The organism is Janthinobacterium sp. 1_2014MBL_MicDiv, from assembly GCF_001865675.1.
GTDB lineage: Bacteria > Pseudomonadota > Gammaproteobacteria > Burkholderiales > Burkholderiaceae_D > Janthinobacterium.
On sequence record NZ_CP011319.1, the window covers coordinates 5,731,621 to 5,755,870 of the forward strand.

Genomic DNA, 24,250 nt, shown 5'->3' on the forward strand with positions numbered 1-24,250 from the left:
ACGCGCGGGGCGTGCAGTGGCTGCAGGGCCGGCGCGAAAGGAGAATAGTACACCGCTGAAAGGATAGCTGCAGCAGAAAACAAAAAAGCCAGGCTAGGCCTGGCTTTCTCAGATGCAATTACTGGGATTACTCGCCAGCAACTTCAACTGCTTCGGTCGTATCTGGACGATCCATCAGTTCAACGAACGCCATAGGAGCGTTATCGCCGACGCGGAAACCCATTTTCAGGATACGCACATAACCACCGTTACGGTTGGCGAAACGCGGGCCCAGTTCAGCGAACAGTTTGACGACCATTTCACGGTCGCGCAGGCGGTTGAAGGCCAGACGCTTGTTTGCCAGGGAGTCGGTTTTGCCCAGGGTCAGAATTGGCTCGACAACGCGGCGCAGTTCTTTTGCTTTTGGCAGGGTGGTTTTAATCGCTTCGTGACGCAGCAGCGATACTGTCATGTTGCGCAGCATTGCCAGACGGTGGGACGAGGTACGATTCAGTTTACGGAGGCCGTGACCGTGACGCATGATAAATCCTTTCGGTGAGTGTTTAAATTCCAGTTCTTCGATCGGCTGGTTGGGAAACCCCATACAGCCGCGGACCGGTTTGGTGCTACAAGATAAAAGCCTGGGACACCTGTCCCAGGCAGTTTGCTACAAAATACTGTGACTGCGATTACTTTTCCAGGCCGGCAGGCGGCCAGTTTTCCAGCTTCATGCCCAAGGTCAAGCCGCGCGATGCCAGCACTTCCTTGATTTCGTTCAGGGACTTGCGGCCCAGGTTTGGCGTTTTCAGCAGTTCGTTTTCCGAACGTTGGATTAGGTCGCCGATGTAGTAGATGTTTTCCGCTTTCAGGCAGTTTGCCGAACGCACGGTCAACTCCAGGTCGTCGACTGGACGCAACAGGATAGGATCGACCAGCGGTGCGCGCGATGGCGCTTCGGCGGCGGCTTCCGTGCCTTCCAGGGCAGCGAACACATTCAACTGGTCCACCAGGACGCGGGCCGACTGGCGGATCGCTTCTTCCGGCGAGATCACGCCGTTGGTTTCGATGTTGATGATCAGCTTGTCCAGGTCGGTACGCTGTTCAACGCGAGCCGATTCAACGAAGTACGATACACGGCGCACTGGCGAGAATGACGCATCGAGGATGATGCGGCCGATGGTCTTGTTCGTGTCTTCCGACAGGCGACGCACGTTACCAGGAACGTAGCCGCGGCCTTTTTCAACCTTGATCTGCATGTCCAGCTTGCCACCGGCGGTCAGGTGGGCGATCACGTGGTCAGGGTTGATCAGTTCGACGTCATGCGGCAGGTCGATGTCGGAGGCCAGGATCGCGCCTTCGCCTTCTTTTTTCAGGGTCAGGGTTACCGAATCGCGGTTGTGGACTTTGAAAACCACACCCTTCAAGTTCAGCAACAGATCGACGACGTCTTCTTGCACGCCATCGAGGGAGGAATATTCGTGGACGACGCCAGCAATCGTCACTTCGGTCGGCGCGTAGCCCACCATCGACGACAGCAGAACGCGGCGCAACGCGTTACCCAATGTGTGGCCATAGCCGCGCTCGAACGGTTCCATCACGACTTTGGCGTGACCTGCACCGAGAGCTTCAACATCGATAATACGTGGCTTCAACAAACTGTTTTGCATGAAATGTCCTTTTCAATACCCTCGGCTCATTACACCGATAAGGCTGATGGCATTAGTAAAACGCCCACTCGATCGAGTGGGCGGAGGTGGTGCTAACTGCTATTAACGCGAGTACAGCTCGACGATCAGCGATTCGTTGACGTCGTTAGCGATTTCGTTACGCTCTGGCAGGGACTTGAAAGTACCTTCCATTTTCTTGGCATCAACCGAAACCCAGCTAGGCATACCAACTTGTTCAGCCAGCGACAGTGCTTCAACGATACGCACTTGCTTTTTCGATTTTTCACGAACAGCGATGATGTCGCCAACTTTAACTGCGTACGAAGCGATGTTCACAACGATACCGTTCACGGTGAACGCTTTGTGGCTGACCAGTTGACGCGCTTCAGCGCGGGTCGAGCCAAAGCCCATGCGGTAGCAAACGTTGTCCAGACGCGTTTCCAGCAACTTCAACAGCGTTTCGCCGGTGTTGCCTTTACGACGGTCTGCTTCAGCGAAGTAGCGGCGGAATTGACGTTCCAGCACGCCGTACATGCGCTTGACTTTTTGCTTTTCGCGCAGTTGGTTACCGTAGTCCGAGGTGCGGGCGCCGGATTTGACACCGTGCTGGCCTGGCTTGACGTCCAGTTTGCACTTGCTGTCCAGCGAGCGACGTGCGCTCTTCAGGAACAGGTCTGTACCTTCACGGCGGGAAAGTTTTGCTTTAGGTCCGATATAACGTGCCACGATACTTCCTTTTTTTAAATGATAACGCCCCAGCCACATGCATGATCAAACACACTGATGCGGTTAGGCGCTAGTCTGATTTGGTTTCAATCAGACGGTGGCTGAAAACGAAAAACCCGCCAAACAGAATTTGACAGGCAAGAACAGCCGGGCAGTATAACCGTTTCCGGCTCCCTGCTCCAGCGTTTTCACACAACTGTACTGAGTTACAACAGACAGCAAAGCAGCTGGCGCCGAAGCGCCCTCTGCAACACTATCTTAGATACGACGACGTTTCGGTGGACGGCAACCGTTGTGCGGTACCGGCGTCACGTCCTGGATCTCGGTGATCTTGATGCCCAGGTTGTTCAGCGCGCGAACGGCGGATTCACGACCAGGACCTGGGCCCTTGATACGTACTTCCAGGTTCTTCACGCCACACTCAACAGCCACTTTACCAGCGGCTTCCGCGGCGACCTGCGCTGCGAATGGGGTCGATTTACGCGAACCCTTGAAGCCTGCACCGCCGGAGGTAGCCCACGACAAGGCATTGCCTTGACGATCGGTGATGGTAATGATGGTGTTATTGAACGAAGCGTGGACATGTGCGATGCCTTCAGCGACGTTCTTTTTAACTTTTTTACGCACGCGTGCTGATGCGGCGTTATTTTGCGACTTAGCCATAATTATTCCCTAGCGGATTATTTTTTCAGCGATTGAGCGGCTTTACGCGGTCCCTTGCGGGTACGTGCGTTCGTACGCGTACGCTGGCCACGGCAAGGCAGACCCTTACGATGACGCATGCCGCGGTAGCAACCCAGATCCATCAAACGCTTGATGTTCATGGACAGTTCACGACGCAGATCGCCTTCGACGATGAATTTACCTACTTCATCGCGCAGCTTTTCCAGTTCGCTGTCATCCAGATCTTTGATCTTTTTGTTGGTTGCTACACCGGTCGATGCACAGATTTTCTCTGCGCGTGGACGGCCCACACCGTAGATGGCCGTCAGGCCGATAACGGTATGCTGATGATTTGGGATATTAACCCCTGCAATACGTGCCATTTGTTATTCCTCGATTAACCTTGACGCTGCTTGTGACGTGGTTCCACGCAGATAACGCGGACTACGCCTTTGCGCTTGATGATCTTGCAGTTGCGGCAGATCCGCTTGACTGATGCGAGAACTTTCATTTTTGGGCTCTTTCTTTCGCTTCTTTGGTTTGATTCAGTGTGTTACTTGGTACGGAACACAATGCGGGCTCGGCTCAGGTCGTACGGCGTCAACTCCACCGTCACCTTGTCTCCAGGGAGAATGCGAATATAATTCATCCGCATTTTACCTGAAATATGCCCGAGCACCACGTGTCCGTTCTCCAGCTTCACTCGAAATGTTGCATTTGGGAGATTCTCAAGAATCTCGCCCTGCATCTGTATGACGTCGTCTTTTGCCATTCGGTATGTTTACCGCGCTTAACGCGTCGGAATTCCGCCCTTGAAATTTGCTTTGCGCAGCAGTGAATCATATTGCTGCGACATCACGTAGTTCTGTACTTGCGCCATGAAATCCATGGTGACAACTACAATAATCAATAAAGAAGTACCGCCGAAATAGAATGGTACTTTCCACTGGGCTTGCATAAATTCCGGCAATAAACACACCAGGGTGATGTAGACTGCGCCGGCAAGTGTCAAGCGTGTCAGGATCTTGTCGATGTAACGGGCTGTCTGTTCGCCTGGACGGATCCCGGGAATGAACGCACCGCTTTTCTTCAAGTTATCCGCTGTTTCCTTGCTGTTAAACACCAGCGCTGTATAGAAGAAACAGAAAAACACGATCGCCACTGCGTACAACAGCGCATGGATAGGCTCACCAGGCCCCATCGATGCTGCCAAATCTTTCAAGAACCGCACCGCAGGGTTAGCGTTGTCGGCGCCCTTTGAAAACCAGTCCACGATAGTGGCCGGGAACAAGATGATCGAAGAAGCAAAGATCGGCGGGATCACGCCGGCCATGTTCAGCTTCAACGGCAAATGGCTGGTTTGACCGCCATAAATCTTGTTGCCTACCTGGCGCTTCGCGTAGTTGACCAATATTTTGCGCTGACCACGTTCGACGAATACAACGAAGTACGTTACCAGTGCTACCAGGATCACGATGAAAATCGCGCTGAAGCTGCTGATCGAACCATTCGACACCTGAGTGAACAAGCCACCCAACGCCGACGGCAGACCGGCTGCAATCCCGGCAAAAATGATGATCGAGATGCCATTACCCAAGCCACGCTCGGTAATTTGCTCACCCAACCACATCAAAAACATTGTTCCGGTCAACAAAGTGACGACCGTCACGAAGCGGAATGCAAGACCAGGTTCCAACACCAGACCAGCTTGCGACTCCAGTGCGACTGCAATGCCTAACGCTTGGAACAGTGCCAGGGCAACCGTGAAATACCGGGTGTACTGGGTGATCTTGCGACGACCTGCTTCGCCTTCTTTTTTCAACGCTTCCATCTGCGGTGACACGATCGACAGCAATTGCATGATGATCGAGGCCGAGATATAAGGCATGATACCCAGCGCAAACACTGTAAAACGAGACAAGGCACCGCCCGAGAACATGTTGAACATGCCCAGGACGCCGCCTTCGTGCTCCTTGAACAGCGAGGCTAATTGTGTCGGGTCAATCCCGGGAACCGGGACGTGAGCACCGATACGATAAACCACCAATGCGCCAAGCAAAAACCAGAGCCGTCCCCAAGGGAAACCGGCCGCTGCACTTTTAGCAAGTTGTGGATTAGTCGCCAATTTTCGCTCCGATCAAGCTGTTAGCGGTCAACTCAGGCTACCGAGCCGCCGGCTGCTTCGATGGCTGCTTTCGCGCCAGCGGACACTTTCAAGCCCTTCAAATTCACCGCTTTGGTGATTTCGCCGGACAAGATCACGCGCACGTCACGGGCCAACACGCCCAGAACGCCAGCTTGCTTCAAGACCAGAATGTCGACATCGCCAACAGCCAGGTTGTTCAGATCGGACAGGCGCACTTCAGCTTTGAAGGTTGCGTGCATCGATTTGAAACCGCGCTTAGGCAGACGGCGTTGCAGAGGCATCTGACCGCCTTCGAAACCGACTTTATGAAAGCCGCCCGAACGCGATTTCTGACCTTTGTGACCACGACCCGAGGTTTTACCCAGGCCGGAGCCGATACCGCGACCGACGCGACGCTTGTAGTGCTTAGCGCCTTCGGCTGGTGCAATAGTATTCAATTCCATGATTTGCTCCGTTCGTGTAAGCCCGAAGGCTTACCCGACAACTTTAACGAGATACGATACTTTATTGATCATGCCGCGTACGGATGGGGTGTCTTGCAATTCGGAAACCGAATTTACACGACGCAGACCCAGACCGCGCACGGTAGCGCGATGCGATTCGCGCGTACCGATCAAGCCCTTGACCAATTGCACTTTGACTGTGTTTGTCATTTTGTCCACCTTAAGCCAGAATGTCTTCGACCGACTTGCCGCGTTTGGCAGCGATATCGGAAGCAGTGCTCATTTTCGACAGGCCGTCCAGCGTAGCGCGTACCAGGTTGTATGGGTTGTTCGAACCGGTGGATTTCGCCACCACGTCCGTCACGCCCATCACTTCGAAGATAGCGCGCATTGCGCCACCAGCGATAACGCCAGTACCAGGCTTAGCTGGGTTCATCAGGACCTTGGAGGCGCCGTGACGACCAACAACCGTGTGATGCAAGGTACCGTTTTTGAGCGGTACTTTGATCAGGTTGCGACGGGCTTCTTCCATTGCCTTCTGCACGCCAACTGGCACTTCTTTCGATTTGCCCTTGCCCATGCCGACGCGGCCATCGCCATCACCAACTACGGTCAGCGCGGCGAAACCCATGATACGACCACCCTTGACCACTTTGGTCACGCGGTTGATCGCGATCATTTTTTCGCGCATGCCATCATCCGGCTTGTCGCTTTGCATTTTTGCTTGCATTTTTGCCATGATTGATCCTTAGAACTTCAGACCGGCTTCGCGTGCGGCTTCTGCCAACGCTTTCACACGGCCGTGGTAACGGAAACCGGAGCGGTCGAACGCAACTTCGGTAATTCCTGCTTTCAACGCTTTTTCAGCGACGCGCTTGCCGATCAAGGCTGCAGCAGCGGCATTGCCGCCTTTGCCGGATTGGCCTGCCAGTTCAGCGCGTACTTCCGCTTCAGCCGTCGAGGCCGAAACCAGGACTTTAGCGTCCGGGCTGATCAGGTTGGCGTAAATGTGCAGGTTGGTGCGATGCACCGACAAGCGATTTACTTTCAATTCCGCAATCTTGATGCGGGTTTGGCGTCCGCGGCGAAGCCGTGATTCTTTCTTATCCATCGTCAGCCCCTAATTACTTCTTCTTGGTTTCTTTAAGCTTAACCACTTCGTCCGCATAGCGAACGCCCTTGCCTTTATAAGGCTCAGGAGCGCGGTAAGCACGAACTTCAGCGGCTACCTGGCCAACCTGTTGACGGTCGATACCTTTAATCAGGATCTCGGTCGGGGTTGGTGTTGCGCAGGTAACGCCGGCTGGCATGTCATGCACTACAGGGTGCGAGAAACCCAGGGACAGATTCAGCTTGTCGCCTTGAGCTTGCGCCTTGTAACCCACGCCTACCAGGTTCAGCTTTTTCTCGAAACCCTTGGTGACGCCAACAACCATGTTGTTGACCAGTGCGCGCAGCGTGCCGGACATGGCATTGGCTTCGCGGCTGTCGTTCGCCACGTCGAAACTCAGGGTTCCTGCATTGTTTTCTACTTTGACCAGGCCGGTGAGGGCTTGGGAAAGCACGCCCAGCGGGCCTTTTACGGTGATCGCTTGTGCGGAGATGGCGACTTCGGCGCCAGCTGGCACTACGATAGGCATTTTAGCTACTCGAGACATGTGTAACTCCTTAAGCCACGTAGCAAATAACTTCGCCGCCGACACCGGTAGCGCGTGCTTTGCGGTCAGTCATGACGCCTTGCGGAGTCGACACGATCGCCACACCCAAGCCATTCATCACAACAGGGATCTCGTCTTTACCCTTGTAGACGCGCAGACCCGGACGGGACACGCGCTCCAAGCGCTCAATAACGGGACGGCCAACATAATACTTCAAACCGATCTTCAGTTCCGCCTTGCCACCAGCTTCGGCAACAGCGAAATCTTCAATGTAACCCTCGTCCTTCAGGACGTTGGCAATCGCAATTTTGACTTTCGACGATGGCATGGCCACGGTCGTTTTTTGCACGCCTTGTGCGTTGCGAATGCGGGTCAGCATATCGGCGATAGGATCGCTCATACTCATTGCATATTCTCCTATTACCAGCTTGCTTTTGTCATACCCGGAATTTCACCACGCATGGCGAATTCACGGAGCTTGATACGACCCAGACCGAATTTACGGAATGTGCCGCGCGGACGACCGGTGATTGCGCAACGGTTACGTTGACGCGTCGGATTCGAGTTACGTGGCAGCGCTTGCAGTTTCAAGCGCGCTTCGTAACGCTCTTCTTCCGATTTCGACTGGTCATCAACGATGGCCTTCAGCGCAGCGCGTTTGACGGCGAATTTCGCAGCCAGGTCTACACGCTTTTGCTCACGGTTAATCAGTGCCAATTTTGCCATGATCTCAGTTTCTGAACGGGAATTTAAAGGCGGCGAGGAGCGCTTTGGCTTCATCGTCGGTCTTAGCGGTTGTCGTGATGCTGATATTCATACCGCGCAACGCGTCAATCTTGTCGTACTCGATCTCAGGGAAGATGATCTGTTCCTTGACACCGATGTTGTAGTTACCACGACCATCAAATGCACGGCCGTTCACACCACGGAAATCGCGTACGCGCGGCAGAGCCACGGTAATGAAGCGATCCAGGAACTCGTACATGCGAGCGCCGCGCAGGGTGACCATCGTACCGATCGGATAACCTTCACGGATTTTGAAGCCTGCGATAGCTTTGCGGGACTTGGTGGTCACTGGCTTCTGGCCGGCGATCTTGGTCAAGTCAGCAACAGCGTGCTCGAGAACTTTTTTATCCGCGATAGCCTCACCAACACCCATGTTCAGGGTGATCTTGGTCAGGCGTGGAACTTCCATTACCGACTTGTAACCAAACTTGCTGGTCAGGTCGGCAACGACTTTTTCTTTATAGAATTCTTGGAGACGTGCCATGATTTCTTAAGCCTTCACTACTTCGCCGGAGGATTTAAAGACGCGGACTTTTTTGCCATCCACTTCTTTGAAACCCACGCGATCTGCCTTGCCAGTCGCTGCATTAAACAATGCAACGTTGGACACGTGAATTGGCATGGTCTTATCGACGATACCACCAGTTACGCCAGTCATCGGGTTTGGCTTAGTCGCTTTTTTAGCGATGTTAATGCCGTCAACCACGATATGTTCAGCATCGATACGCTGCTGTACCACACCACGTTTGCCCTTGTCTTTCCCGGTCAGAACGATGACTTCGTCGTTTTTACGAATCTTATCCATTACGACTCCTTACAGGACTTCCGGTGCCAGGGACACGATTTTCATGAACTTCTCAGTGCGCAGTTCGCGCGTGACAGGTCCAAAAATACGGGTACCGATCGGTTCCAGCTTGGCGTTCAACAGTACGGCGGCATTGCCGTCGAACTTCACCAGGGAACCGTCTTGGCGGCGAACACCTTTAGCGGTGCGCACAACCACGGCGTTATAAATTTCACCTTTTTTGACACGGCCACGTGGCGCAGCAACCTTAACGGTTACCTTGATCACATCGCCAATGCCAGCATAACGGCGCTTGGAGCCGCCCAATACCTTGATGCACATTACTTCTTTGGCACCGGTATTGTCAGCCACTTCGAGCCGGCTTTCAGTTTGAATCATAGTATTCTCTTTCCCAACTTAAGCCGAAGAATCCACACAATGTAGACCCACGGTCAGTCTTGGTCCCGCCAGAGCCGCCCTGCTGGGCTTCACTGTTTGGGTGCATGACCTTCATACATCAACTGACCGCGAATGCTACTGTCTGTGGCCAGACACTTTGCGGCGTTACATGAACGAAGCCCGCAAGTATTACATACAATTTGCGGGCCTGCAAGTACTAATTAAAACCCACCGCCGAAACGGTGGTTTTTATTTAAACGGTTGGTGCGGCTTGAACCACACGTGTCACCGTCCATGCCTTCGTTTTGGAGATCGGGCGACCTTCCTGGATCTCGACCGTATCACCGGCCTTGACTTGGTTGGTCTCGTCATGCGCGTGATACTTGTTCGAACGCATGATGATCTTGCCATACAAAGGATGTTTTACGTGGCGCTCGATCAGAACGGTAACGGTCTTGTCCATCTTGTCCGAAACCACTTTACCGATCAGCGTGCGCTTGAGCGACTGTTTCACTGGTTCGTTCATTTGGCTTCCTTCAGATTCATTACCGTCTTCACACGCGCGATATCGCGGCGTACCTTCTTGAGCTGCGAAGTGTTGCTCAGCTGCTGCGTAGCGATTTGCATGCGCAGGCCGAACTGTGCCTTCAACAGGTCATTCAGCTCTTTTTGCAGAGCTGGCTGGTCCTTGCCGCGGAGTTCAGATGCTTTCATATACAACTCCAATTATTGGCCGACTTGGCGGATGACAAACGTCGTCGCCAGTGGCAGTTTAGCGGCGGCAAGACGGAATGCTTCCCGTGCCAGCGCTTCATCAACGCCATCCATTTCGTACAGTACTTTGCCTGGCTGAATTTCAGCGACGTAGTACTCAGGATTACCTTTACCGTTACCCATACGGACTTCAGCCGGTTTGTTCGAAATCGGTTTGTCCGGGAAAATACGGATCCAGATACGGCCACCGCGCTTGATGTGACGCGTCATTGCACGACGCGCCGCTTCAATTTGACGCGCAGTGATACGACCGCGCGCAACTGCCTTCAGACCGAATTCGCCAAACGACACGGCGGTGCCGCGGCTGTGCGAAATACCGGTGTTACGGCCTTTCTGCTCTTTACGATACTTTCTGCGTGCTGGTTGCAGCATGATTATTCTCCTGCTTTCTCAGCTGGTGCAGCGGCGGCCGGTTTAGCGGCGCGCACACGAGCAGCACCTGGTGCTGTGGATGGTTTCGCACCCGCTGGACGTGGGCGGCCGGCTGGCTTGCCATCGTCACGGCGTGGACCGCGGCTCTTCTTCTCGTCAGCTGGAGTATCGATGACTGGTGCATCGCCGTTAGGCGCGCGGTCACCTTTGTATACCCACACCTTGACGCCGATGATGCCGTAGGTGGTCGACGCTTCGCTGGTACCGTAGTCGATATCGGCGCGCAGGGTATGCAGAGGCACGCGGCCTTCGCGGTACCACTCTTTACGTGCGATTTCGATACCGTTCAGACGGCCGGACGACATGATCTTGATACCGAGAGCACCCAGGCGCATTGCGTTTTGCATTGCGCGCTTCATGGCGCGGCGGAACATGATCCGTTTTTCCAGCTGCTGAGCGATCGAATCGGCGATCAGTTGCGAGTCGATTTCTGGCTTGCGGATTTCTTCGATATTCACGTGAACAGGCACGCCCATGATCTTGGTCAGCGCGGACTTCAGTACTTCGATGTCTTCGCCTTTTTTACCAATGACCACGCCTGGGCGCGAGCTGTAGATCGTGAAGCGCGCATTCTTGGCTGGGCGCTCGATAACGATGCGGCCAACGGAAGCGTTCTTCAGTTTCTTTTTCAGGTAAGCACGTGCTTTCAAGTCTTCGTTCAGCATGGCAGCGAAATTACCGTTGCCTGCATACCAGCGCGAAGCCCAGTTACGGGTGACCGCCAGACGGAAACCGGTTGGATGAATTTTCTGACCCATCGTGGCTCCTTAGTTACCGACAGTCACGTAAACGTGACAGGATTGTTTCGAAATACGGTCGCCACGGCCTTTTGCACGCGCGGTGAAGCGCTTCAGGACCGGGCCCTTTTCGACGTAGATCGTTTTCACGAACAATTCGTCGATGTCCGCGCCATCGTTGTGCTCAGCATTCGCAATTGCGGATTCCAGAACACGCTTGATGATCGCAGCACCTTTTTTCGGGCTGAATTGCAAGATGTTGAGTGCAGCGTCAACTTTCTTGCCACGGATCAGGTCCGCAACCAAGCGGCCCTTTTGGTCCGACAGGCGCACACCTTTGAGGATAGCTTTAGTTTCCATTATTTCTTAGCCTTTTTGTCAGCTGCATGGCCCTTGAACGTACGGGTCAGTGCGAATTCGCCGAGCTTGTGACCAACCATGTTTTCGGAAACATAAACCGGCACGTGCAGCTTGCCGTTATGTACCGCGATCGTCAGGCCGATAAAGTCAGGCATGATTGTCGAACGACGCGACCAGGTTTTGATTGGCTTTTTGTCTTTGGCTGCTTGCGCGGCTTCAACTTTTTTCACCAGGTGGGCGTCACAGAACGGCCCTTTTTTCAATGAACGTGTCATGTGCTACCCCTTATTTCTTGCCGCGGCGCGAGACGATCATGGAAGTAGTACGCTTGTTGCTGCGTGTCTTCTTACCCTTAGTCTGTTGGCCCCAAGGCGAAACTGGATGACGACCAGCTGCTGTTTTACCTTCACCACCACCGTGCGGGTGATCGACCGGGTTCATGACCACACCGCGAACGGTAGGACGAACACCGCGCCAGCGCATCGCACCAGCTTTACCGATTTTACGCAGGCTGTGCTCGGCGTTACCGACTTCACCAACCGTAGCACGGCACTCGATGTGCACGCGACGTACTTCACCCGAGCGCAGACGCACTTGAGCGTAGGTACCTTCACGTGCCATCAGCACAACGCCAGCGCCAGCGGTACGTGCCATTTGGGCACCTTTACCTGGCAGCATCTCGACGCAATGCATCACGGTGCCGACTGGGATGTTACGGATTGGCAAGCAGTTACCCGATTTGATCGGCGCTTCCGAACCATTCATCACGCTATCGCCAACGGCCATGCCTTTGGTTGCGATGATGTAGTGGCGTTCGCCGTCGGCGTAGCACAGCAGAGCGATATTCGCGGTACGGTTTGGATCGTATTCGATACGTTCCACTTTCGCTGGAATACCATCTTTGGTGCGCTTGAAGTCGATCAAGCGATAGTGTTGCTTGTGACCACCACCGATATGACGGGTGGTGATGTGACCGTTGTTGTTACGACCAGCGGTCTTGGATTTCTTTTCAACCAGGGCAGCGAATGGACGACCTTTGTACAGGTCGGCATTCACCACCTTTACCATGCCGCGACGGCCTGGCGAGGTTGGTTTCATCTTAACGAGTGCCATTATGCAGCCTCCTCGGAGAAGTTGATTTCCTGGCCAGGTTTCAGGCACACGAAAGCACGCTTGGTATGGTTACGACGGCCGTTGAACTTGCCGGTGCGCTTTTGCTTACCTTCGCGGTTTGCAGTTTGCACGGACAGGACTTCGACCTTGAACAGCAGTTCGACCGCTGCCTTGATTTCAGGCTTGGTTGCATCCGGCAGTACGCGGAATACAATTTGCTCGTTCTTTTCCGCGACCATGGTGGCCTTTTCGGAAATTACAGGAGCCAACAGCACCTTCATCAAGCGTTCTTCGCTATGTTTCAAAATCGCGCTCATGCCAGCATCTCCTCAATCTTAGCCAATGCAGCTTTGGTGACCAAGATCTTCTTGTAGAACACCAGGGACATCGGGTCTGCGTGACGTGGCTCAACGACGAGTACGTTAGGCAGGTTGCGCGATGCCAGTTCCAGGTTTTCGTTCAGAACGTCGGTGATGATCAGAACCGAATCAAAGCCCAGGCCGTTCAATTTTTGCGACAGCAGCTTGGTTTTTGGCGCGTCGATCGTCAGATCGTCGATGACGATCAGGCGCTCTTCGCGAGCCAGCTGCGACAGGATCGAGCAGATACCTGCGCGATACATTTTTTTGTTCACTTTGTGGGTGAAGTTTTCGTCAGGCGAGTTCGGGAAAATCCGACCACCGCCGCGCCACAGTGGCGACGACGACATACCAGCACGAGCGCGGCCGGTACCTTTTTGGCGCCATGGCTTTTTCGTCGTGTGGTGAACTTCTTCACGGTCTTTTTGCTTGCGGTTACCACTACGTGCATTCGCTTGATAAGCGATGACGACTTGGTGGATCAGCGCTTCATTGTAGTCACGGCCGAAAATCGTATCGGCTGCAGCAACGTTCGAGGCGGCTTGACCTTGCGCATTCAGAAGCTTGAGTTCCATCGTTTAAGCTCCCTTCTTGGCTTTGGTTTTGATGGCTGGCGAGACAACTACCTGGCCATTTTTCGCGCCTGGAATCGCGCCTTTGACCAGCAGCAGCTGACGGTCGGCATCGATACGGGCGATCACGAGGTTCTGGATCGTACGGTTAACGTCACCCAGATGACCGGTCATGCGCTTACCAGGGAAAACGCGACCTGGATCTTGTGCCATACCGATGGAACCTGGAACGTTATGCGAACGCGAGTTACCGTGCGTTGCACGGCCAGAAGCGAAGTGGTAACGTTTGATAACGCCTGCATAGCCTTTACCAATGGTAACGCCTTGCACGTCGATCTTTTGACCGACTTCGAACAGGGAAGCAGCGACAACATCGCCAGCTTTCAGTTCAGCGGCTTTAGCAGCGTCAACGCGGAACTCTTTCAACAGAGTACCGGCTTCAACACCAGCTTTAGCGTGATGACCAGCAACAGCTTTGGTCACGCGGGAAGCGCGACGTTGACCGAATGCGACCTGAACAGCGGAGTAACCATCTGTTTCAGGGGTTTTGATTTGCGCAACACGGTTGTTCGATACGTCCAACACGGTGACCGGGATCGAATCCCCTTCATCCGTGAAAATGCGCATCATACCAACCTTGCGACCGAGAAGGCCTAGGCTCATTTTTTCTCCATTCCCACCTGCGATTGGGCGGGGCTTGTTTAACTACAAAGTAACGTAGGACTCAAAAAAGACGAATCCATACCGAAGCCGGCTAGTATATAGCACAAAAACCCTTGACGCAACAAGTTAACACGAGGTATGTCAAAGTGTTGCGCGACGCCCCTGCGGGAGTTGTCCGCCATCGTGAAAAGGCGTGCGCGGCGGCATGCCGTTGCGCGCAAAGCGCCGCGCCATGCGCCCTGGCGCCTGACGGCAGAAACACAAAGGGCGCGCAATCGGCTTGCGCGCCCCGCTCCACTCACCTTGGGCTTGGCAGCCGGAAAGCTTATTGCTGGCAGTTAATCAGGCAATGGTCATACAGGTCCGTGCAGATGGGGCTGCCACCGAGGTGGGCCCGGCAATTCGCCACTTTTTGCCCGCACTCGCTGTAGCACTGCGTGACGTCGCCGGCGGCAAACGCATATGAGGCGCTCAGGCCGAGCGCAAACAGGAAAGCCATCGTCTTCTTGATCATGTTTCATCTCCGTTTATCAGATGGAAGGACAAACAGGATGGCGCGCCATCGTCACGCCAGCCCGGACGAACGCCACGGCACCCGTCATTACTTAAAAAACAATGCCAATAGAATACCGTAAACAATACCAACCAACTACCAATTAAAGGAATCGTCGCGCGCCCTCCTCGCCTCCAATCAAAAAGCCAGCCCGGGCATGACGCTGCCAGGGCTGGCCGGTGATACTCGCGGGTGGCGCCCGCCATGCGCTTACTCCTGCGGCGCGCCTTTGCCAATCTGATACCAGTCCACCTTGCGCGTCGCCACCATGATGGCCGCCAGCACGGCGAACAACAGGATGCTGCCCATCACCAGCGCATTGTTTTCCGAACTCAGCAGCCCGTACAAGGCGCCATACAGTACGGTCAGTGCGACGCCGAAACCGATGCCGCGCCACACGTTGTGCAGCACGTGCACCAGATAAAAGCTGGTCAGCGCGATGCAGGCGGCGCTGGCGGTCAGATAGGCGCCGAGGAAAGCGATATGCTCGGCCAGGCCTACCAGCAGCAGGAAGAAGATCACCAGCGACAGCCCCACCAGCAAGTACTGCACCGGGTGGATCGGCAGGTTTTTCAGGATCTCAAAGATGAAGAAGGCGGCAAAGGTCAGCGCCACGAACAGCAGGCCATACTTGGTGGCGCGGTCCGATTGCGAATACAGGTTCACCGGCTCGATGAAGCCGACGCTGAAGCGGTCCACCTGGCCCAGCGGCGCACTGTCGGGCACCTTGAATTCGCCCTCGATGGTGCTCAGCTGCGTTTGCGCATTCGTGGCCAGGGACGAGATGTTCCAGCCCACGCTGAACCCCTGGGCGTCGATCTGGCGGTTTTTGGGCGACGGCAGGAAGCGGCCGCCAAACTGCGGATGCGGCCAGTTCGATTTGATGTGGATCTGGCTGTTCTTCGCCACCGGCACGAAATGCTGGCGTTCGATACCATCGAGGCCCAGGTCAAAGCTGAAGCGCACCTGCCGCGGCGCCGCCAGCGGCAAGCTGCCCAGCGCTGCATGCAGGCCGCTGCGGAAGGCAAACAGGTCGGTCCCCTGCTCGAATTCGATCTGCTGGCCGCCCCAGTCGATCTTCGGGATATTGCGGATGCCGCGCACGTCCTCGATCGACAGGGCGACGAAGGGCTCGCCCACGGTCACGCGCGAGTCGGGCGACTTGCGCGGCAGCTGGGCGCTGCCCGGCACGGTAAAGTCGCCCTTGAACGCATGCTGGCCGCTGTAGACCAGCACCTGGTGGATGCCCCGGTAGCGGCGGTCCGTCTCGATGCTGCCATTGATCTGCAAATCGTTCGGATACACGAGCAGGCGGCGCTGCACCGTACGGCGCAGCAGCTCCGTGCGCACCGGCAATTTCACTTCCTGCGTCTTGTCATCGCCCTTGGCCACCTCCACGCGCTCTTCATATTGCTCCGTGTAGGGAATCACCAGGATGGGGCCGATGATGGTTTGTTCGCGCACCGAATCGGCGGCGATGCTGTTGACGGCTTCCTGGCGGAACTCCATCCGCTCCTTGATCGTTTCCTGAATCATCAGCAGCGGCAGGCCGATCAGCAGCATCAGGCCGAAGACGATCAATGCCTTGATTAATAGCGTTTTTTGCATGGCGCATCCTTAAAGTAAGGAAGCCAGTGTAAAAAAGCCATGTGCGCTGACGATGCGCTGCGTGTGAAGTGCGGAAATAAATTCCGGCCAGCTACACCAGGGGCAGGCACAGGCGCGCGCAGGCGCCGCCATCCGGATGGTTGGCCACCTCCACCCTGCCGCCATGCAGCAAGGCCACCTCGCGCACGAAGGGCAAGCCCAGGCCCGTGCTCTTGCCGGCCTCAGGGCGCGGCAGCGAATAGAAGCGTTCGAAGACGCGCTCCTGCGCATACGCGGGGATGCCCGCGCCGCGGTCGCGCACGCTGATTTCCACTTGCGTCGCCTGACGCTGCGCCGTCAGGTCGATGCAGCTGCCGGGCGGCGCGAAGCCGGCGGCATTGTCGAGCAGGTTGCCCAGCGCCTGGCGCAGCAACAGGGCGTCGCCATCCACGCTCAGCTCGTCGCACTGTATCTGCAGGCGCACGCCGCGCACGGCCAGCGTGGCAGCCGCGTCCTGCGCCACTTGCGCCAGCAGGGGCGCCAGCGCGATGCGCTCCGGATGGTCGAGGCGCTGCTGCTTTTCCACGCGCACTAGGGCCAGCAGCTTGTCGATCAGCTGCCGCTGGCGCGCGTTCTGCTCCAGGATGCTGGCAAGGAACTGGCGGCGCTCGGCCGGCGGCATGTCTTCCTGCAGCAGCTCGGCCGACGCCTGGATGGCGGCGATCGGGCTTTTCAATTCATGCGCCAGCGTATGCATCAATTGCTCCACATACTCCTTGCCTTCCAGCCGGGTGCGCATCGCCTCCAGCGCCCGCCCCAGGGTGCCGATCTCGTTCCTGCCCAGCGCCGGCAGGGCCACCTTGCGCCCCGCCTCCACGTCGCCGATATAGCGCATCAGCTTGCCCAACGCATGGTGCAACCACCAGGCGAACGCCAGGCCGATCAGCAGCGACAGCAACAGCAGCACGGCGCCGCGCTGCAGGATCTTGCGCTGGCTGCGCTCGACAAACGCCTGCACGCTGGCATTCGGCTTGGCCACCGTCAGCACGCCGATGACCTCGTTGCCGTCGCGAATCGGCGCGGCCACGTGCATCACCGTCGACATCTCGTCATCGGGCCGGCTGCGCGTGCTGCGCGCGCCATACTTGCCCTGCAGGGTGAGGTAGACATCGTTCCAGCGCGAGTAGTCGCGCCCCACGTCGCGCCCGCTGGAATCGAACAGCACGATGCCGCGCCGGTCCGTGATATAGATGCGGTAGTCGAGGCTTTGCTTGCGCACGCCATTGATGTTGACGTCCACGCCGTGCTGCGCGTAATTCTGCATGCGCGCCGCCACCGGCGAGTTCGCCAGGCTGCCCGCCTTCAGATCGGGCGCCACCAGGCTGGCCAGCAATTGCGAGGTATCGACCAGCGTATCTTCCAGGGTCGAGCGCACGCCCGGCTTGACCTGCTCCATGAAGACATTCAGCAGGAACCACGCCGCCAGCCCCACGATCAGGAAGTAGCCCAGCAGGATGCGCAGGCCGATTCTCATGCGCCAGCCAGGCTGTAGCCGAGGCCACGGTGGGTCTGGATAGGTTCCTGCTGCGCGTCGATGGCGCGCAGCTTGGCGCGCAGGGATTTCACGTGCGCATCGACGGTGCGCTCGAGCGTGTCGGGCGCGCCGCTCCACACGCGCTCCATCAGCTGCGCGCGCGACAGCACGTGGCCCGGATGCTCAAGCAGGGTCTTCAGCAACAGGTATTCGTAGCGGGTCAGGTCCAGCGGCTGGCCATGGAACAGCACCCTCGCCTCGAGCGCGCGCAATTCGAAACGCGCCGGCGCCACGCTGGCCGTCCTGGCGGTGGCGGCTATCGTCATGCCAGCCTCGCGCGGCACCTGTGTGGCGCCCGCGCGACGCAGGATGACGCGGATGCGCGCCACCAGTTCGCGCGGCGAAAACGGTTTCGTGACGTAATCGTCGGCGCCGATTTCCAGGCCGACGATGCGGTCGATTTCGTCGCTGCGCGCCGTCAGGAAAATCACCGGCACCTCGGAAAACTGGCGCAGGCGGCGGCAGACTTCGAGCCCGCTCATGTCGGGCAGTCCCACGTCGAGCACCACGAGAACGGGCATTTCCGCGGCTTCGCCGGCAGCCGGGCGCAAGGCGGCCAGCGCCTGCTCGCCCAGCATCACATGGCGCGGCGCGAAACCGTCCGTGCGCAAGGCATAGGCGATGCTGTCGGCGATCGCCTGTTCATCTTCCACGATCAGGATAGTCTTGGACATGGCGGCGGCGTGCAGTGAAGGAGAGACCCGGAGTATCCCTGAAGCGGGCAAGCGGCGTCAATCGCGCGCGTCCGCACGTGCCGGCAAAAAGCCGCCCACGATGAAAAACTGATGGTATATTCATCACAGCTTGACTCCACCGATATGCAGTGCCCCACACCTGTACGAGGAGACCATGAAGAAACATACCATCAGCCTGCTATGCAGCGTCAGCCTGCTGGCCGCCTGCGCGACGCCGGCCACGCTCACCACTTCCAACGCACAACACGACGCTTGCAACGCGGCCGAGATCAAAGGCCAGCTTGGCGAAGCGGAACTGGCTTGCGTGCAGGCGCTGCGCAGCGCCGAGCAAGCCGGGGCGAGCGCGGAAATCCTGTCGCAACGCCAGTACAACCTGGGCCGCATCAAGCGCCTGCAAGGCAAGAATGCGGAAGCGGAAGCGCTGTACCGGCAAGCGCTGGCCACGGAAGAAACGGCACAGCCGCGCAGCGACGCACGCGTCGGCCGGCGCCTGGTGGAGCTGGCGTCGGCGCTGTCGGCGCAAGGCAAGTGGCAGGAGGGCACGGCCTACCTGGAACGCGTGCTGCCCCTGCTGCCGAAGCTGTCGTCCGCTTCGCGCACATATACAGCGGAAGTGCTGCGCCAGTACGCCAGGCAGCTGCAGGGCGGCCCGCAGGCGGCGCTCGGCAACCGCTTCGATGCGGTGGCGGCCAGCCTGCAGTAAGGGTACCCCCATCGGCCACGACGGGCTTCTGGCGTTCCGCGGCAGGCGACGGTCCCCAGGCCCGCATCCCCGGTGCGCAGGGCCGGCACTGCCTGTGCCGGCAGCAGCATGGAAGCCCCACCGGGGCCGGGCTTAATGCTGGGCGACGTGGATGCTGGCCTTGATGTGCTTGAGGTGGGCCACGATGGTGAACGTCATCACCACCAGCAGCGACCATGAGCTCCATTTGCTCACATGCACGACCGACCAGGCGCCAAGCTGGTTCGGATAGCGCCACACGCCCCAGAAGGTGCTGATGTTTTCAGCCAGCCAGATAAAGAAGCCGACCAGCACGAAACCCAGCAGCAAGGGCATGCTGCGGTCGCGGTCGAGCGGGCGGAACACCACGGTGGTGCGCGCGTACAAGCCCAGCGCGCAGGCCGCCAGATACCAGCGATAGTCGCCGATGTAGTGATGGGTGAAGAAGTTGGCGTAGATCAGCAGCGCGATCAGCACCGCCATCCAGTACGGCGGATGGTGGCGGATCCGCATATCGAGCAGGCGCCAGGTCTGGATGATGTAGCTGCCGACGGCCGCATACATGAAGCCGGAGAACAGGGGGACGCCGAACACCTTGGTATAGGCGAAGTCGGGATAGCTCCACGACTGGATCGCCCCCGACACCTTGAACACCTCCAGCGCGAAGCCTACCAGATGAAACAGGCAGATGGCCTTCAACTCATCCCACGTTTCCAGTCCGCTCCAAACCATCGCGCCCTGGATCGCCAGCGCCACCAGCAGCAGCACGTCATAGCGCGGCAAGCCGAACAGGCCGGCGCGCGGCACCAGGAACACGGCGGCAAAAAACAGACCGACGAACAGGCATGACCTCGCCTCCTTGATGCCGAAATACAGGAATTCGGTCAGGAAGCGCGGCCAGCCGCGCAAGCGGCTACGGGGCGCGGCATTTAACAGGTGGGCGTCGAGAGCATTAAGCATGCGGCAACTTTATCTTCCAGCCGCGGCACTGTAAAGCGATATCCCCCCGCGCATCGATGGCAGGGCAAAAAAAAACCAGGCGCAAGGCCTGGTTTTTGCTACGTCCGGCATCGCTGCCGGACGGTAGTGTGTCAACTGACGACGATCAGAGGAAGGTGTAGCTGGCCGATACGCCGATACGACGGAACTGGAACGATTCAGCGTAGCCTCTGCGCCACTGCACCGGTGCAGCCTTGTCGAACAGATTGTCGATGTACAGGCTCAGACGGGTATTTTTGATACCGCTGTACGACAGGTTGTAGTCGACCGTGGTGTTGCTGCCTACGCGCGAGCAAGCATCCATGTTCGCAGCCGAAACCTTGTTGGTAACGCAGTAGGTCGACGAAGTCTGGTTGTTGTTGCTAAAGCCGCTGGCGTAGTTCAACGTCATGCCGTGGTCGAACGAGCCGGCCTTCAGGCTGGCGCGCAGCTTGGTTTTCAGACGCGAACCCAGGTCATAGTTACCTGCCAGATTGGTGGCATAGGCATTGTCGGTCACGCTGAACTCCTGGTATTTCCACAGGTAGCTACCTTCCAGTTTCAAGCGAACCTGGCCGATACTGGTGTTGAAACGGCCACCCGCATCAAAGTCGAAGCCCGAAGCACGGGTCTTGCCGCTGTTGACGTATGGGTTGTACAGCAGGCCGATCGCGCCAACGCCACCGAAGTTGACGGTATTGCCTGGAGCGTATTTCTTGACCAGTGCCAGGAACTGCGCGTCCGACGCCGAGTTATCGACACGCACCAGCTGTCCTGCTGGCAGGCCAGCTTCGCCGCGCAGGATGTCGGCCACGTCACGGGTACCGATTTCGTCCTTGCGTTCGATATGGTAGTAGTCCAGTGCCACGGTCCAGTTCTTGACCGGTTCGAAAACGAAGCCAGCGGTAATCGAACGCGAGGTTTCCGGTTTCAGGTCCTTGTTCGCCGACACGAAGCTAGGCACGCCGCCTTTGCAATCGCTGTTCTGGAAGGTGTTGCCCTGAGCCTTGTCGACGCTGGTGGCTGCTGGATTATTCTGCACCAAGTTGTTCAGGGTGCTGGCAGTGGCGCAGCGACGTGGGTCGCTGACATCGGTGGCAAACGAGCTACGGCCCAGGCCGTTACCTGTTTCAACGATGTTCGGCGCGCGGAAGCCACCAGCGGCCGTAGCGCGCAGCAACAGGGTGTCGGTGGCGTTGACGCGCAAGCCCAGCTTCGGCGAGAAGTGCACGTCGCTGTTGGTGGACTTGTCGGCACGTACCGCGGCGCTCACTTCGACACGCTTGACCACCGGAATGGTCGCTTCGGCGAACAGCGCGTAGTGATCCATGGTGTCTTTGACTTGCAGGCCGGCAATACCGACCAGGTCGCCACGCAGCACGTTGTCCGAGCTGGCCATTTCATACTTTTCGCGACGGATGTCGGTACCGAACGCCACATTCAAGGGGCCGGCCGGCAATTTCGCCACTTCACCGGACACGGTTGCGTCGATGAAGGTGATCTTCGACTCGCCCTTGGTGGTACGTACAGGGAACATCGACTCCAGCAGCGCGGTATCGTTTTGCTGGCCGAACTTGTAGGTGCCGTTGACGATGGCATTGGTGTAGCCGGTGGCGCTCACGGCACGGGTGGCCTTGTTGGCTTTCGAGTTCATGTAGCCGACCGCGGATTTCCAGTCGAAATTGCCGATGTCGCCGTTCAGGCTCAGCATGACGCGCGTCTGGTCGGATTCGGTGCGGTTGAAGTTGAAACCGTTGCCGGTGTCCATCATGCGGGCGCGGTATTCCACCGGCGTCGCATACGGGTTCATCGCGTGGCCAACTGGCAGCTTAGGATAGAAGAACGGGCCGACCATCTTGCCGTTGATCGCGTCGTACCAGGTGCTCGACGACGTGGTGGCGCTACCGTTGCTGACGTTGAATGGAGCGACGATGTAGTCGTTGCTGGCGCCGGCATTGGTGATCTCGAAGTTGGCGTCGATATCCTTGCCAATTTTGAAATGCGTGTTGCTGGCCAGTGCATAGCGCTTGGCATTGGTGGTCAGGCCGGTGTACGGCAGGATATCCATCTTGCACAGCTTGTCCTTGGCATCGATCTTGTCGGCCGGGCAGCCTGGCGCGGCGACAATGTTCGTGCTGTTCAGGAAGTAGTTGCCGGTTGGCGAGAACGAGCTCAGGGCGTCCCAGGTCGAACGGCCCGGGGTCTGGCGGTGCCATTCAGGATAGTGGCCGCGCAGGTCGCCAGCGGTGTAACCGTCGTTCTTGTAGGCTTCGTACGTCAGGTAGGTGTTGAAACCATCCTTGTCGATATCGCCGTAACCGATAATGCCGGAAACGTTGCGGCTGCGCTGGTCTTTGAAACGGTCCGTTTCCTTGTAGTTGCCGGTGATCTTGGCGCCTTCGAAGTTCTTCAGCAGGATGATGTTGATCACGCCAGCGATGGCATCGGAACCATAGATTGCCGATGCGCCATCTTTCAGGATCTCGATGCGCTCGATGGCAGCAGCCGGGATCGCATCGAGGTTGGTAAAGTTTTGTTGCGCGCCATCGGCCAGGCCGTATTGTGCAATGCGACGGCCGTTGACCAGCACCAGGGTCGCAACCTTGCCCAGGCCGCGCATGCCCACGCCCGAGGAGCCCGTGGCGAAGCTGCCGGAGCTGCTGCTCGACGAGTCGATCGAAGTGCTGATCGCAGCGGAGGAATTCAGGATGCCCAGCGCCGTGGTCTGGCCGGTACGCTCGATATCGTCGCGTGTCAGCACCTGGAGCGAACCGGCTGTTTCAGCTTCGGTACGCTTGATGCTACTACCGGTGACTTCGACGCGTTGCAGTTTTTCTGCTGGTGCGACAGCTTCCTGTGCCACCGCATATTGGGAGAAGGCCAGTGTCAATGCTATTGCAAGAGTGCTTTTCTTCAAACCTGGTGTATTGCTCATCACTATACTTTTCAAGACTACTCCTCAGATATTATTCTCGTTTTATAAATCGATACGTTGTACTGATCATTTTTGTAAAACAATCACACATTCTCACGTATGTTACAAATTTCTCACATTTGGCGCCCGCAGGAAAGAGACTAATTAACAATTGTTGTTTTAACCCCACTTTATAAGCCAGGTTATTACTTTCTGGAATAGCCATGGCGCGCATGGAACTGCTTGGCAGCCTCGCTGAGAAGAGGCGAAAAGAAGAATGAGGGATGGATGGGACGAAGGACGGGAGGCGGCCGCAGCAAAAAGCACGGCGCCAATAGCAATGGGGCCGGGCGCATTCACGATTGTGAACAGGCCCGGCCCCATCATCAGGCAGCGGGACACCCCGCCAGCCTGGAACAGCTGTCAACACCTGGTGCTACGGTGTTGTCAGCCGCCCTTGAAACTCTTATTGCAGTTTGATTTCAACATCAACACCAGCTGGCAGGTCCAGCTTCATCAGCGCGTCAACGGTTTTGTCCGTTGGGTCAACGATGTCCATCAGGCGTTGGTGCGTACGGATCTCGAACTGATCGCGCGAAGTTTTGTTGACGTGCGGGGAACGCAGCACATCGAAACGCTGAATACGGGTAGGCAGTGGTACTGGGCCTTTGACGACAGCGCCGGTGCGCTTCGCGGTTTCAACGATTTCCAGAGCGGACTGGTCGATCAGTTTGTAATCGAAAGCCTTCAGGCGGATACGGATTTTTTGGTTTGGTGCCGACATGATATTTCCTTAAAAGAACGAACCGCGCGGTCTGCACGGCAATGAGGTCATACGGGAATTTCTGACGCAACAACCGTCAGGGTCGACATGATAGCACCAAAATGCTTGCCAACCCCGGCAGTTGAATAAAAAGAGGGGCGCCGGGCGACGACGCTTCCTCTTT

At 57.0% G+C, this 24,250-nt stretch carries 36 protein-coding genes; 1 reads left to right on the forward strand and 35 read right to left on the reverse strand.

Annotated features, from left to right (window positions below):
* Window positions 1–127: 127 nt before the first annotated feature.
* The 32 genes from rplQ to creB all read right to left on the reverse strand — a co-directional run bounded on the left by rplQ (window position 128) and on the right by creB (window position 18,669).
* Entirely contained in the window at window positions 128–520 is a 393-nt protein-coding gene (gene rplQ, locus YQ44_RS24815; RefSeq protein WP_034753219.1) for a 50S ribosomal protein L17, read from the reverse strand.
* Window positions 521–668: 148 nt separating this feature from the next.
* On the reverse strand, window positions 669–1,646 hold the full coding sequence (locus YQ44_RS24820) for a DNA-directed RNA polymerase subunit alpha (RefSeq protein ID WP_008444343.1): 978 nt from the start codon (window positions 1,644–1,646) through the stop codon (window positions 669–671).
* 102 nt (window positions 1,647–1,748) lie between these two features.
* On the reverse strand, window positions 1,749–2,372 hold the full coding sequence (gene rpsD, locus YQ44_RS24825) for a 30S ribosomal protein S4 (RefSeq protein ID WP_071325659.1): 624 nt from the start codon (window positions 2,370–2,372) through the stop codon (window positions 1,749–1,751).
* A gap of 258 nt (window positions 2,373–2,630) precedes the next feature.
* On the reverse strand, window positions 2,631–3,035 hold the full coding sequence (gene rpsK, locus YQ44_RS24830) for a 30S ribosomal protein S11 (RefSeq protein ID WP_010394475.1): 405 nt from the start codon (window positions 3,033–3,035) through the stop codon (window positions 2,631–2,633).
* A 17-nt stretch (window positions 3,036–3,052) separates the two neighbouring features.
* On the reverse strand, window positions 3,053–3,418 hold the full coding sequence (gene rpsM, locus YQ44_RS28470) for a 30S ribosomal protein S13 (RefSeq protein WP_046681666.1): 366 nt from the start codon (window positions 3,416–3,418) through the stop codon (window positions 3,053–3,055).
* 14 nt (window positions 3,419–3,432) lie between these two features.
* Window positions 3,433–3,546: a 50S ribosomal protein L36 gene (gene rpmJ, locus YQ44_RS28475; protein WP_010394471.1), complete on the reverse strand. Its 114-nt coding sequence runs from the start codon at window positions 3,544–3,546 to the stop codon at window positions 3,433–3,435.
* 42 nt (window positions 3,547–3,588) lie between these two features.
* On the reverse strand, window positions 3,589–3,807 hold the full coding sequence (gene infA, locus YQ44_RS24840; RefSeq protein ID WP_005663428.1) for a translation initiation factor IF-1: 219 nt from the start codon (window positions 3,805–3,807) through the stop codon (window positions 3,589–3,591).
* Between the two features lie 18 nt (window positions 3,808–3,825).
* Window positions 3,826–5,160, reverse strand: a complete 1,335-nt coding sequence (gene secY / locus YQ44_RS24845) for a preprotein translocase subunit SecY (protein WP_071325660.1) — start codon at window positions 5,158–5,160, stop codon at window positions 3,826–3,828.
* A 32-nt stretch (window positions 5,161–5,192) separates the two neighbouring features.
* Window positions 5,193–5,624 (reverse strand): 50S ribosomal protein L15, encoded by a 432-nt coding sequence (gene rplO / locus YQ44_RS24850; RefSeq protein WP_034753211.1) that lies wholly within the window; start codon window positions 5,622–5,624, stop codon window positions 5,193–5,195.
* 30 nt (window positions 5,625–5,654) lie between these two features.
* Complete coding sequence (gene rpmD / locus YQ44_RS28480) at window positions 5,655–5,834, reverse strand: 50S ribosomal protein L30 (RefSeq protein ID WP_010394435.1); 180 nt, start codon at window positions 5,832–5,834, stop codon at window positions 5,655–5,657.
* 10 nt (window positions 5,835–5,844) lie between these two features.
* Window positions 5,845–6,363, reverse strand: a complete 519-nt coding sequence (gene rpsE / locus YQ44_RS24855; RefSeq protein ID WP_010394433.1) for a 30S ribosomal protein S5 — start codon at window positions 6,361–6,363, stop codon at window positions 5,845–5,847.
* Window positions 6,364–6,372: 9 nt separating this feature from the next.
* Window positions 6,373–6,735 (reverse strand): 50S ribosomal protein L18, encoded by a 363-nt coding sequence (rplR, locus tag YQ44_RS24860; protein ID WP_010394431.1) that lies wholly within the window; start codon window positions 6,733–6,735, stop codon window positions 6,373–6,375.
* A gap of 13 nt (window positions 6,736–6,748) precedes the next feature.
* Entirely contained in the window at window positions 6,749–7,282 is a 534-nt protein-coding gene (gene rplF / locus YQ44_RS24865) for a 50S ribosomal protein L6 (protein WP_071325661.1), read from the reverse strand.
* Between the two features lie 10 nt (window positions 7,283–7,292).
* Window positions 7,293–7,688, reverse strand: a complete 396-nt coding sequence (gene rpsH / locus YQ44_RS24870) for a 30S ribosomal protein S8 (RefSeq protein WP_071325662.1) — start codon at window positions 7,686–7,688, stop codon at window positions 7,293–7,295.
* 14 nt (window positions 7,689–7,702) lie between these two features.
* On the reverse strand, window positions 7,703–8,008 hold the full coding sequence (gene rpsN, locus YQ44_RS28485; RefSeq protein ID WP_038497021.1) for a 30S ribosomal protein S14: 306 nt from the start codon (window positions 8,006–8,008) through the stop codon (window positions 7,703–7,705).
* A 4-nt stretch (window positions 8,009–8,012) separates the two neighbouring features.
* Window positions 8,013–8,552, reverse strand: a complete 540-nt coding sequence (gene rplE, locus YQ44_RS24875) for a 50S ribosomal protein L5 (RefSeq protein WP_010394421.1) — start codon at window positions 8,550–8,552, stop codon at window positions 8,013–8,015.
* A 6-nt stretch (window positions 8,553–8,558) separates the two neighbouring features.
* Window positions 8,559–8,873 carry a 50S ribosomal protein L24 gene (rplX, locus tag YQ44_RS24880; RefSeq protein ID WP_010394419.1) on the reverse strand — a complete coding sequence of 105 codons (315 nt, stop codon included), beginning with the start codon at window positions 8,871–8,873 and terminating at the stop codon, window positions 8,559–8,561.
* A 9-nt stretch (window positions 8,874–8,882) separates the two neighbouring features.
* Window positions 8,883–9,251: a 50S ribosomal protein L14 gene (gene rplN, locus YQ44_RS24885; RefSeq protein ID WP_008444317.1), complete on the reverse strand. Its 369-nt coding sequence runs from the start codon at window positions 9,249–9,251 to the stop codon at window positions 8,883–8,885.
* A gap of 253 nt (window positions 9,252–9,504) precedes the next feature.
* Window positions 9,505–9,777, reverse strand: a complete 273-nt coding sequence (rpsQ, locus tag YQ44_RS24890; protein ID WP_010394415.1) for a 30S ribosomal protein S17 — start codon at window positions 9,775–9,777, stop codon at window positions 9,505–9,507.
* Window positions 9,774–9,965 carry a 50S ribosomal protein L29 gene (gene rpmC / locus YQ44_RS24895; RefSeq protein WP_010394412.1) on the reverse strand — a complete coding sequence of 64 codons (192 nt, stop codon included), beginning with the start codon at window positions 9,963–9,965 and terminating at the stop codon, window positions 9,774–9,776. The genes rpsQ and rpmC overlap by 4 nt, the downstream gene beginning before the upstream one ends.
* Before the next feature lie 12 nt (window positions 9,966–9,977).
* Window positions 9,978–10,397 (reverse strand): 50S ribosomal protein L16, encoded by a 420-nt coding sequence (gene rplP / locus YQ44_RS24900; protein WP_034753201.1) that lies wholly within the window; start codon window positions 10,395–10,397, stop codon window positions 9,978–9,980.
* A 2-nt stretch (window positions 10,398–10,399) separates the two neighbouring features.
* Window positions 10,400–11,215 carry a 30S ribosomal protein S3 gene (gene rpsC, locus YQ44_RS24905; protein ID WP_071325663.1) on the reverse strand — a complete coding sequence of 272 codons (816 nt, stop codon included), beginning with the start codon at window positions 11,213–11,215 and terminating at the stop codon, window positions 10,400–10,402.
* A gap of 9 nt (window positions 11,216–11,224) precedes the next feature.
* A complete protein-coding gene (rplV, locus tag YQ44_RS24910) occupies window positions 11,225–11,557 on the reverse strand; it encodes a 50S ribosomal protein L22 (protein ID WP_170840583.1) in 333 nt (110 codons plus the stop codon).
* Window positions 11,554–11,829, reverse strand: a complete 276-nt coding sequence (gene rpsS / locus YQ44_RS24915) for a 30S ribosomal protein S19 (protein WP_008444295.1) — start codon at window positions 11,827–11,829, stop codon at window positions 11,554–11,556. The genes rplV and rpsS overlap by 4 nt, the downstream gene beginning before the upstream one ends.
* Before the next feature lie 10 nt (window positions 11,830–11,839).
* Window positions 11,840–12,667: a 50S ribosomal protein L2 gene (gene rplB, locus YQ44_RS28490; RefSeq protein ID WP_034753198.1), complete on the reverse strand. Its 828-nt coding sequence runs from the start codon at window positions 12,665–12,667 to the stop codon at window positions 11,840–11,842.
* Window positions 12,667–12,984 carry a 50S ribosomal protein L23 gene (rplW, locus tag YQ44_RS24920; protein ID WP_010394398.1) on the reverse strand — a complete coding sequence of 106 codons (318 nt, stop codon included), beginning with the start codon at window positions 12,982–12,984 and terminating at the stop codon, window positions 12,667–12,669. The genes rplB and rplW overlap by 1 nt, the downstream gene beginning before the upstream one ends.
* A complete protein-coding gene (rplD, locus tag YQ44_RS24925) occupies window positions 12,981–13,601 on the reverse strand; it encodes a 50S ribosomal protein L4 (RefSeq protein ID WP_034753197.1) in 621 nt (206 codons plus the stop codon). Before rplD ends, rplW begins: the two co-directional genes overlap by 4 nt.
* Window positions 13,602–13,604: 3 nt before the next feature.
* Window positions 13,605–14,261 (reverse strand): 50S ribosomal protein L3, encoded by a 657-nt coding sequence (gene rplC / locus YQ44_RS24930; protein WP_010394393.1) that lies wholly within the window; start codon window positions 14,259–14,261, stop codon window positions 13,605–13,607.
* Between the two features lie 325 nt (window positions 14,262–14,586).
* Window positions 14,587–14,775 carry a hypothetical protein gene (locus tag YQ44_RS24935; protein ID WP_071325664.1) on the reverse strand — a complete coding sequence of 63 codons (189 nt, stop codon included), beginning with the start codon at window positions 14,773–14,775 and terminating at the stop codon, window positions 14,587–14,589.
* A gap of 249 nt (window positions 14,776–15,024) precedes the next feature.
* Window positions 15,025–16,422 (reverse strand): cell envelope integrity protein CreD, encoded by a 1,398-nt coding sequence (gene creD / locus YQ44_RS24940; RefSeq protein WP_071325665.1) that lies wholly within the window; start codon window positions 16,420–16,422, stop codon window positions 15,025–15,027.
* Between the two features lie 91 nt (window positions 16,423–16,513).
* On the reverse strand, window positions 16,514–17,935 hold the full coding sequence (gene creC / locus YQ44_RS24945; protein WP_071325666.1) for a two-component system sensor histidine kinase CreC: 1,422 nt from the start codon (window positions 17,933–17,935) through the stop codon (window positions 16,514–16,516).
* Entirely contained in the window at window positions 17,932–18,669 is a 738-nt protein-coding gene (creB, locus tag YQ44_RS24950) for a two-component system response regulator CreB (RefSeq protein WP_071325667.1), read from the reverse strand. Before creB ends, creC begins: the two co-directional genes overlap by 4 nt.
* A 175-nt stretch (window positions 18,670–18,844) precedes the next feature.
* Here creB and YQ44_RS24955 point away from each other — a divergent pair, with 175 nt between their 5' ends.
* Window positions 18,845–19,393, forward strand: coding sequence for a tetratricopeptide repeat protein (locus YQ44_RS24955; RefSeq protein ID WP_071325668.1), 549 nt, complete (start codon window positions 18,845–18,847; stop codon window positions 19,391–19,393).
* Window positions 19,394–19,525: 132 nt separating this feature from the next.
* On the opposite strand, the gene YQ44_RS24960 is transcribed toward YQ44_RS24955, so the two are convergent.
* From YQ44_RS24960 to rpsJ, 3 genes are all read right to left on the reverse strand, one after another.
* Window positions 19,526–20,371: a DUF817 domain-containing protein gene (locus tag YQ44_RS24960; RefSeq protein ID WP_071325669.1), complete on the reverse strand. Its 846-nt coding sequence runs from the start codon at window positions 20,369–20,371 to the stop codon at window positions 19,526–19,528.
* Window positions 20,372–20,516: 145 nt separating this feature from the next.
* The gene (locus YQ44_RS24965; protein ID WP_232250991.1) at window positions 20,517–23,279 is read right to left on the reverse strand and encodes a TonB-dependent receptor plug domain-containing protein; all 2,763 of its coding nucleotides are present in this window, start codon (window positions 23,277–23,279) and stop codon (window positions 20,517–20,519) included.
* 490 nt (window positions 23,280–23,769) lie between these two features.
* Entirely contained in the window at window positions 23,770–24,087 is a 318-nt protein-coding gene (gene rpsJ / locus YQ44_RS24970; RefSeq protein ID WP_010394389.1) for a 30S ribosomal protein S10, read from the reverse strand.
* Window positions 24,088–24,250: the final 163 nt, after the last annotated feature.